The organism is Accumulibacter sp. (assembly GCF_032229525.1).
Lineage (GTDB): Bacteria > Pseudomonadota > Gammaproteobacteria > Burkholderiales > Rhodocyclaceae > Accumulibacter.
Genome location: NZ_JAVTWB010000157.1, coordinates 1 through 7,588, shown reverse-complemented (window position 1 = coordinate 7,588; position 7,588 = coordinate 1). Strand labels below are relative to the sequence as shown.

General features: G+C 63.6%; 4 protein-coding genes and 1 pseudogene. 2 read left to right on the top strand and 3 right to left on the bottom strand.

Annotated elements, in window-relative coordinates; translation table 11 throughout:
- Both prfC and RUW20_RS12205 read left to right on the top strand, forming a co-directional pair.
- Nucleotides 1–528, top strand: a pseudogene (gene prfC, locus RUW20_RS12210) (peptide chain release factor 3); the annotation flags it as partial.
- Between the two features lie 17 nt (nucleotides 529–545).
- The gene (locus RUW20_RS12205) at nucleotides 546–1,220 is read left to right on the top strand and encodes a YceH family protein (protein WP_313952504.1); all 675 of its coding nucleotides are present in this window, start codon (nucleotides 546–548) and stop codon (nucleotides 1,218–1,220) included.
- A gap of 19 nt (nucleotides 1,221–1,239) precedes the next feature.
- On the opposite strand, the gene RUW20_RS12200 is transcribed toward RUW20_RS12205, so the two are convergent.
- The 3 genes from RUW20_RS12200 to RUW20_RS12190 form a co-directional block, all read right to left on the bottom strand.
- Complete coding sequence (locus RUW20_RS12200; protein ID WP_409559353.1) at nucleotides 1,240–2,397, bottom strand: two-component system response regulator; 1,158 nt, start codon at nucleotides 2,395–2,397, stop codon at nucleotides 1,240–1,242.
- 18 nt (nucleotides 2,398–2,415) lie between these two features.
- Nucleotides 2,416–6,738 carry a response regulator gene (locus RUW20_RS12195; protein WP_313952503.1) on the bottom strand — a complete coding sequence of 1,441 codons (4,323 nt, stop codon included), beginning with the start codon at nucleotides 6,736–6,738 and terminating at the stop codon, nucleotides 2,416–2,418.
- Between the two features lie 222 nt (nucleotides 6,739–6,960).
- Nucleotides 6,961–7,588, bottom strand: a 628-nt coding sequence (locus RUW20_RS12190) for a carbonic anhydrase (RefSeq protein ID WP_313952502.1), incomplete at its 5' end; no start/stop codon positions are given.

Sequence of the window (7,588 nt, the reverse complement as noted above, 5' to 3'; positions counted from 1 at the left end):
GTCGCCGGCGACATCATCGGCATCCACAACCACGGCAACCTGCACATCGGCGACTGCCTGAGCGAGGGCGAAACGCTGGCCTTCAAGGGGATTCCCTATTTCTCGCCCGAGCTCTTCCGCGTGGCACGGCTGCGCGACCCGCTGAAGAGCAAGCAGTTGCAGAAGGGCTTGCAGGAGCTTGGCGAAGAAGGCGCGATCCAGGTTTTCGAGAATCTCGGCAGCGGCGCACTGCTGCTCGGCGCGGTCGGCACGCTGCAGTTCGAGGTCGTCGCGCAGCGCCTGCAGACGGAGTACAAGGTGGACGCGATCTTCGAGTCGGCCGACATCCACACCGCACGCTGGCTGACTTTCCCCGATGAGACCACGCGCCGCAATTTCGAGCGCGAGCAGATCCACCGCATGGCCAAGGATGTCGACGGCAATCCGGTCTACCTGGCGAGCACGCGCTACAACCTCGAAGTGACCAGCGAGAAGTGGCCGCGTGTCGGCTTCCACAGCTCCCGCGAGCACGGCCAGTTGCTCGCTTGACCGGAATTATTGACCCCATGCAGCCACTCGATGCCCCGCAAGAACTGAGTTTTCTTGAAGCCCGCGTCCTCGGCGTACTGATCGAAAAGGAAAAGACGACGCCTGACGGCTATCCGCTGACGCTGAACAGCCTGAGCTCCGGCTGCAATCAGAAAACCGCACGCGATCCGGTGATCAGCGCCAGCGACAGCGAGCTGCAAACGACCCTCGAGGAACTGCGCAGCCGCGTGCTGGTACTCGAAACCTATGGCGCTTCCGGCCGCGTGCTGCGTTACGCGCAGAATTTCGCCAAGGTCTACGGCGTGCCGGCGGCGGGCGTCGCCTTGCTGGCCATCCTGATGCTGCGTGGCCCGCAGACGGTCAGCGAGTTGCGCGCCAACAGCGAACGCCTGTATCACTTTGACGACGCCTCTTCGGTGGAAGCTTACTTGGAGGAACTGGCCGCACGCAGCAGTGGCGCCATGGTCAGCAAACTGCCCAAGCAGCCGGGATCACGCGAACATCGCTGGGCGCACCTGCTCTGCGGGGCAGCCAGCCTGCCGCTGGAAAGCGACGCTGCCGTTCGCGGCAAGGTCAATGCACACGCCGAACTCGAAGAGAGAGTGGCCACCCTCGAACTCGAGGTCGCGGAACTCCGAGCAGCGCTCACGGCGCTGCTTGGCAAGGCGGAGCCCGGCCCGGGGAATCAATAGGACTCGGCTGCGCCTGCTTTCAGGCCTCGTCCGCGCCCGCTTGTGCCAAAAACTCGATTTTCTTCTGTAGGTCGCTATCGGTATCGGGAAAGCGTTGGGCGATGGCTCGGAATTCGTCCTGAATCTCGATGAAGGCGTCGACCATATCCGGGTCAAAGTGGCTGCCACGGCCCTTGACGATGATCGCCGCCGCCTGCTCGTGCGGCATCGGCTGCTTGTACACCCGCCGGCTGATCAGCGCGTCGTAGACATCGGCGATCGCCATCAAGCGCGCCGAGACGGGAATGCTTTCGCCGGCAAGCGCCTCCGGATAACCACTGCCGTCCCATTTCTCCTGGTGATAGAGGGCGATTTCCTTGGCAATGGTGAGGAACTCGACCCGCGCACCCAGCCAGTCTTCGGCCAGCTGAATGGCGTCCCTGCCGAGCACGGTGTGGTTCTTCATGATCTCCAGTTCATAGGGCTCGAAATTGCCCCGCTTGAGGAGAATCCGGTCGGGAATACCCACCTTGCCGATATCGTGCAGAGGCGCCGATTTGAACAGCACCTTGATGTTCTCCTCGGTGAGGAAAGCAGAGAAGCGTGGGTGTGAGCGCAAGCGCTCCGCCAGCGCCTTGACGTAACGCTGCGTGCGCAGGATGTGCTTGCCGGTTTCGGAATCCCGGGTCTCGGCCAGCGAGGCCATGGCCAGGATGGTCACGTCCTGCACCGCCTCGAGTTCGCTGGTGCGCCTGGCCACCTCGGCGGAGAGAAAGTCGTTCTGGTTGCGGAGGAAGTCGGTGCTCTTCTTGAGCGCGAGCTGGGTAGCTACCCGGGCCATCAGGATCGGCGGGCTGATCGGCTTGGCAATGTAATCCGCAGCCCCCAGCGCCAGCCCCTTCTGCTCGTCCTCCGGTTCGGCTTTCGCGGTGAGGAAGATGACCGGAATGTTGCAGGTCTGCGGCTGCGCCTTCAGGCGCCGGCAAACCTCGTAGCCATCAATGTCCGGCATCATCACATCGAGCAGAATCAGGTCGGGCGGCGTGGCCGAGGCGGCAATCTTGAGCCCCTTGTCGCCGTGGTTGGCCACCTTGACCTTGTAGGTGTCCTTGAGCAGCGCGGACATCAGCGAAAGATTGTCCGGTGTGTCGTCGACCACGAGAATGGTGGCCTTGTCTTTCAAACCCATAGTGTCCATGTCAATCGTCAATGTTGTTCAGAGCGTAATCCCGGCGAGACTGGCGGCCTCACGCAGCGCAATCAGCCCGGTCTCATAGTCGAAGCTTCGGACCGCAGAGTCAATGGACGGATAGCGCGCGCCAAAAGCCGCGCGCAGCAATTCGCCCTCGCCATCGAGCAGGTCGCCGGCTTCCGAGTCGCTCTCGGCCAGCAATGCTGCAAGATCGACACAGACCTGCTGCAAGCGCGCCCGGTCAACCCTTGTCGCCGTCTCGGTCACCGCTTCCGGGGGAAGTTTCGTCGCCAGTTCAGCGATCAGGGCGTCGAGCAGGGTTGCCGCAGCGCCGAGACGTGCATCTACCTCGAGACGCGTTTTGCGTTGCCTTATCGCCGACTCCAGACGACCGGCCCCGGTTCTCAGATCGCTCGCGCCGATGTTGGCGGCGACGCCTTTGAGGTCGTGGGCCAGGCGTTCGGCGGCAATCCAGTCACCGGCCTGCAAGGCGGCCGCAAGCTGCTCCGCGGTCGTCCGCTGTCCGGTGACGAACTTGCGTAGCAGCGAGAGGTAGAGAGGCTTCTTGCCGAGGACCCGGCGCAAGCCCGTGGTGACATTCACGCCACGAAGGTCGGGCAGCGCCTGCTCGGCCGGCTCCGGCGCTGCCTGCGGTTTGATCCACTTGAGCAGAATCCGCCACAGTTGATCCGGCTCGATCGGCTTGGCAAGGAAATCGACCATGCCCGCCTCGAGGCATCTGCGCTGGTCCGCAGGCATCGCGTTGGCGGTCATGGCGACGATCGGCAGGTGGGCACGATCGGCAAGCTGGCGGATCGCGAGCGTTGCGGCAATACCGTCCAGCACCGGCATCTGGACGTCCATCAAGACCATGTCGTAAGAACCGGCGGCGACCTTGTCCACCGCCACCTGGCCGTCCTCGGCCTGATCGACCACCAGCCCGGCACTGGCCAGCAACTCGCTCGCCACCTCCCGGTTGAGCTCGTTGTCCTCCACCAGCAGGACGCGTGCGCCCGTGATCGCCAGCAACGAGCGGTCGACCAGCGCCGGGGCGACCGCTTGCGGCGGTGATTGGCGCTGCGCACCGCCAATCAGGCGGATTGCCGTATCGAGCAGCAGCGAAGCGTGCACCGGCTTGAGAAGAACCTCGCTGACACCGGCCGCGGCAGCGCGCTCGAGCAGTTCCTCGGAACGGTCAGTGCTGATGATCACCAGCTGCGGGTTGGGCGACAGGCCCAGCGCGACGATCCGGCTGGCGGCTTGCAGGCCATTCAGACCAGGCATCTGCCAATCGAGGAAGACAATTTGATAGGGGTCGGTGGCAGCCGCCGCGCGTACCGCCTCGATCGCCGCCTCGCCCGAGGGCAGGTCGGTGACGACGAAGCTCATGCTCCGCAGCAGATCGCGGATGACGATACGCGCCGTCTGGTTGTCGTCAACCACCAGAACCCGCCGCCCGCGCAGGTCCGGACTGGGCAACAAGCCTCGGGGGGCGTGCGCGGCGCGGCCGAGGCGAGCGGTAAACCAGAAGGTGGAACCCTTGCCATATTCACTGCTGACGCCCACTTCGCCGCCCATCAGTTCGGCGAGTCTCTTCGAGATTGCCAGCCCGAGGCCGGTACCGCCAAATCGGCGCGTGGTCGAGGTATCGGCCTGGACAAAGCTCTGGAACAGGCGCGACATCTGCACTTCGGTGAGGCCTATGCCGGTGTCCCTGACGGCAAAGTGCAGCATCAGGTCGTCACCATCGCAATCGCGAACGCCGACCCGGATGTCGACCTCACCCGCAGGGGTGAACTTCACCGCGTTATTGGTGTAGTTGATCAGCACCTGGCGCAGGCGCAAGGCGTCGCCGATCAGTCGTGGCGGCACCGCGGGATCGATGTCGATGACCAGTTCCAGCCCTTTGGCGCTGGCCTTGCCAGCCATCAAGTTGACCACGTTATCGAGAACCTCCTCGAGCGCAAACTCGCTGTGCTCGATCACCAGCTTGCCGGCTTCGACCTTCGAGAAGTCGAGAATGTCATTGACGATGCCGAGCAGGTGCTGACCGGAATCCTGGATCTTCTTCATGTAGTCGCGCTGGCGCGGCGTCAGCTCGGTCTTGAGGAGCAGATGCGACATGCCGATGATGGCGTTCATTGGGGTGCGGATTTCGTGGCTCATGTTGGCCAGAAAACTGGTCTTCATCCGCGTCGTTTCTTCCGCCAGCTCCTTGGAGCGCTGCATTGCCTCGGCGGCCTCACGCTCGTTGGTGACATCCTCGAACATCCACACCGTTCCGTGCGACAGATCGCCGGCATCGACGGCGCGGCCGCTGATGCGGCACCAGAAATACGAGCCATCCTTGCGCTGCAACTCGATCACTCGCATCAGAATGTCGCCGCGCATCAACTCGCTGTCGAAGCCCCCGGCGGCGACGGGGTAAGCGCCGTCGGGAACACACACCGTAGTCGGCTGGTTGATCAGCTCTTCTGAACTGCAGGCAAGCAGTTCCCCCAAACGGCGGTTGGCGTTGACGAAAATGCGCTCCTTGATGAAGGCGATACCAAGGCTGGCGGTTTCAAAAATGGCGCTCTGCTCTTCGTGGGCCTGCCGGAGACGCGCCTCGTCCGCCCGTCGCGCGGTGATATCGCGGAAGACGATCACTGCACCGACCAGCGCATCCGCCTTGCGGAACGGTGTCGTGGCATATTCGACCGCCAGCGGCGTGCCGTCCTTGCGCCACAGCACTTCGTCATCCACCTGGCGCGCTTGCCCATCCTGCAAGGTCAGAAACATCGGACAGCAGCAGTACGGAAAATCACGACCATCCGGATAGGCGTAGTGGACCAACTCGTGAAACGGCTGGCGCAGCAGTTCGCCGGCGGTGTAGCCGAGAAAGCGCAGCACTGCCGGATTGGCGAAGGTCAGGCGACCATCAACATCAACGCCGAGGATGCCATCGTTCACCGAACTCAGGATCAGTCGACTGTGCTCCTCGAGCGCCGCCAATTCGGCCGCCTGCCTTTCGAGCTGCGTGGCCTGCGCCTGCGTCGCCTCGAGCAGCCGCTGGGTGCGGGTGTTGCGCTCGATGATTTCGAGACTCATGGCCACCAGCGGCAGCAAGCCGTCGAGGACCGCCCGTTCATCGCCAGTGAAAGCTCTCGCGGCGGTCAGCTCGATCACCGCGAGCACTCGCTCCGAACGCGTTACCGGGGCCAGCAAGATGGTCTTCGCCGGCACCTCTCCGGCTTCCGCAGCAAGGCCCACGTCGCCTTCAGGTGAGTCGCTGACCACGCGCAACTGGCGATCACTGGCGCACTGCCCGACCAGGCCTTCGCCCAGCCTGATCACCGCGCGCTTCTGCGGGTAATCGATGCGGTAGCTGGCGATCATCTTTAGCGTCTGGCCCTTCTTGGTGACGAGAAAGAATGCCCCGTGGTCAGCGCCGAGCAGGGGCGCCAGGGCTGATATCAGCTTCTGGGCGAGTTCGGTGAAACTCGCCGCCTGTTGCAGATCTCCCGAGATCGCAGCGATATTGCCCCTGATCCATCGTTGCGCCGCCATGCCTTGATAGACATTCTGCAGCAGGGCCACGCCCCGACCGATCTCGCCGATCTCGTTCTTCTGATCCTGACAGGGGATGCTTTGCTTGAACCTGCCGGCCGACAGGTCCGCGATACTGTCGCGTAGGCGCCGCAGTGGCAAGGTGATCGAGCGGGCCAGGACAAGGGCGGCGAAAAGCAGCAGCGCCAGACAGGCGGCGATAACAGCCATCGCCTGCTGCCGTTCGCTGCGATAGAGCTCGGCCGCCTGCGCGTTCATCTTCAGGGCCTGGGCGGATGCGGCCTCGCCGAGCTGATCAAGTCGCCCGGTCAGCAGTGGCCCTGCGTTTCCTGCCGTCGCATCGACGGTCCGCTGCCAGGCTACCTCGGCGGCGCCGCTTCTCAACTGATCAAGCGTCGCCGCCCGGGTCGCGGCATAGGCGCGATAGAGCGTCTCGACCTGCGCAACCTCCTGGGGATCACCGGCATACGACATTCGCAGCCTGCTCACCCCGGCAAGGAATTGGGCATCGCTACGCAGCAAAGCCGCGTCGAGTGCGTCGCGCTGCTGCGGGTTCTGTTCACGGATCAAATCGCGCAGCAGCAGCTGCATGGACAGCCACTCGTAGCGCAGATCCTGTAGCGCCGCGACGGTGGTGTGTGACGCCTGATAGGAGTGCTCGTTGACCTGCGCAAGTTTCTGCAAGCGGGGAAAGATCGACACGCCGACGGCGAGCACTGCGACGACGGCGACGGCGGCCAATGCCAGCAGGCGGCCGGAGACGGTGAGGCGCTCCAGATAAGCAGTCAGGCTCTTCAAGGCAGCTCCGCGTCGCTGTCACCCCGTTGACGAGGAACTCATTCTACTGTGTCGAGCGATCCTGCACCACGATGCCTGGAGCATGGCTGCGACGGGTCGGTCGGTCAGAGCGTTGGCCCGACAATTGATGACCGTTGGGGCGAGAAAGCGGCGAAAGCGGCCCACCCGGGGTCCGGGGGACAGCGTTCTTGCCAGCGTTCGAGGCTTGCTGGCAGCGAGACCTTAGCTCGTTGTTGCGGTCTCGAAGGCATTGCTTGCCGGATCGTAATGCAGCAAGGCGCCAGCCGCGATGTCGAAGTACCAGCCATGGAGATGGATCGTCCCGGCCTGCACCCGCTCGGCGATCCAGGGATAGGTCAGCAGATTTTCGAGCGAAACGAGGATGCCTGCCTGCTCGCAAGCGCGCTCCTGCAGCAGCGGGGGCTTGGAGGGCAATTCGGCAAGCACGCGCTCGCGGGCACGCTCGGCGATACTGACCCACTTGCCGATGAACTCCGTCCGGGAATCCAGCCCGCTCATCAGCGCATGAATGCCGCCGCACTTGGCGTGACCGAGGACGATGATGTGCTCGACTTTGAGCGACAGCACGGCGAACTCCAGCGCCGCTGGCACGCTGGCGAAATCGCCGCCGGGGTGATAAGGCGGCACCAGGTTGGCGACGTTGCGCACGACAAACACGTCGCCCGGTTCAGCCCCGGTCAGCAGCGCCGGGTCCACCCGCGAGTCGGCGCAGGCGACGATCAGCGTCTTGGGACTCTGACCGTGGGTAAGTTGTTCGAACAGTTCACGTTCTTCACCAAAGTACTTCTCCTGAAAGCGTTCGAAACCGGCGATGAATCTGGCAATGTCT